2 pseudogenes are annotated in these 1,961 nt (G+C 61.7%); both read left to right on the top strand.

What is annotated here, in order from left to right:
- Window positions 1–330 precede the first annotated feature (330 nt).
- Window positions 331–609 (top strand): annotated as a pseudogene (gene tnpB, locus PKKP23_RS33315) (IS66 family insertion sequence element accessory protein TnpB); the annotation flags it as partial.
- A 186-nt stretch (window positions 610–795) separates the two neighbouring features.
- Window positions 796–1,838, top strand: a pseudogene (gene tnpC, locus PKKP23_RS33310) (IS66 family transposase).
- The last annotated feature ends 123 nt before the right edge of the window (window positions 1,839–1,961 follow it).

The raw sequence follows: 1,961 nt of genomic DNA, 5'->3' as shown, positions 1-1,961 counted from the left end.
ATGTTTCGCCATGGTGGTGGAGTTCGATTGTGGAAGTGTTACCGTGAGAAGCAACATTCTCCTTCAATCGCCACCGCCTTCTCCTGCCTCTTCCCTACGCCGCGTACACCACTTTCAACGATAGCTCAACTGTTCGGGGTAGCCATAGCCAAACCTCCTTCGACCGCCTGCCTGGCGGTATCCTCAGGAGACTCCCGTTATGCAAAGTAATCAAGCACGGCAAACAGCAATCTCCGCGGCTTGGGCGACAGGAATTCGCTTCGAATACGCATAACGAGTAACACCGCATAAGAGCGCTTATGTGGTGCACCACATAAGCGTTCCGGCTTCAACTCATTGGCCGCGAAGGTGCAAACCGTGCTGGAGAAGGATCCCTACAGCGGGCACGTGTTCGTGTTCCGGGGTAAGCGCGGCGACTTGCTGAAGTGCTTGTGGTGGTGCGACGGTGGCCTGTGCCTGCTCTCGAAGCGCCTCGAGAAAGGACGTTTCGCATGGCCACGGGCCGATGCCGGTGTTGTTGCGCTGACGACCGCTCAGCTCGTGCTCTTGCTCGAAGGTTTCGATTGGCGGCAACCGGTCGATGCGGCACGCCCGCGCAGCGCATTGTAAACATTCATTACGTGTGGGGAGCTTGATGGTGGCGTCATGTAAGCTCACTGCATGTCAGCTGCTCCCACCGATCTCCCCGACGACATTGACGCGCTGAAGGCGATGGTCGCCAGCTTGCGCGAGCAACTCTCGTCGCGCGCGATCGAGATCGAACATCTGAAGCTGACGATCGCCAAGCTGCGCCGGATGCAGTTTGGCCGGAAATCGGAGAAGCTGGATCGCCAGATCGAACAGCTTGAATTGCGGCTGGAAGACGTGCAGGCCGACGAAGGTTCGGCCGACATGGCCACGGCTGCAGCAGTCAAGCGGCCGAATCGCGAAGGTGCGGGCCGCAAGCCGTTGCCGGATCACCTTGAGCGCGAAGAGCGCATCCACCTGCCAGCCGACGATGACTGCCCCGATTGCGGCGGGCAACTCAAGCCACTGGGCGAAGACGTCGCGGAGCAGCTCGAATACGTGAGGGCGCACTTCCGTGTGATTCGTCACCGCCGTCCGAAGCTGGCCTGCGCATGCTGCGATCGCATCGTGCAGGCTGCGGCACCGAGTCGACCGATCGATCGTGGCATCCCGGGTCCGGCGCTTCTCGCGCACATCGCCGTGTCGAAGTTCGCGTACCACATCCCGCTGCATCGCCAGGCAGTCATGTACGCGCGCGACGGTGTCGAGGTCGATCCGGGTGCGATGGGGTATTGGATGGGGAGCATCACAGCGCTACTTGCACCGCTGGTCGACACCGTCCGCCGATACACGTTAGCCGGCGGCAAGGTTCACGGGGACGACACGCCGCTGCCAGTGCTGGCGCCCGCAACGGTCGCACAAAGACAGGACGCCTGTGGGTCTACGTGCGCGATGATCGGCCGAGCGCTTCCGAAGAGCCGGCAGCAGTCTGGTTCGCCTATACGCCCGATCGACGGGGCGAGCATCCTCGGCAGCATCTTGCAGACTTCACCGGCGTGCTGCAGGCCGATGCGTTTGCCGGCTATGCCGAGCTCTATCGCGGCGGCACCATCCAGGAAGCGGCCTGCATGGCCCACGCTCGCCGAAAGATCCATGATCTACATGCCGTCCGACCCAATGCGGTAACGGAGGAAGCGCTGCACCGGATCGGCGCGCTCTACAAGATCGAGGAGCAGATCCGTGGCAAACCACCTGATGAGCGGCACAGTGTGCGCCAGGCGCGAGCGGTGCCGCTGCTCGACGACATGAAACGCTGGTTCGAAGCAACGTAAGCGTCAAACCGAGGCCGTCTTGACGATCAGAACTTGACCTCTGAGAGCCGCTGATTCGCGAGCACGAGATCGAAGGCAGCGGGATCGAAGCTGCCGCCACACCACTCAAGGAAGTGGTCGTGT

Origin of the sequence: Paraburkholderia kururiensis JCM 10599 = LMG 19447 (genome assembly GCF_003986935.1) — a bacterium.
GTDB lineage: Bacteria > Pseudomonadota > Gammaproteobacteria > Burkholderiales > Burkholderiaceae > Paraburkholderia > Paraburkholderia kururiensis.
Note: the sequence above shows the minus strand (reverse complement) of the source record. Positions and strands in the feature narration are given on the sequence as shown.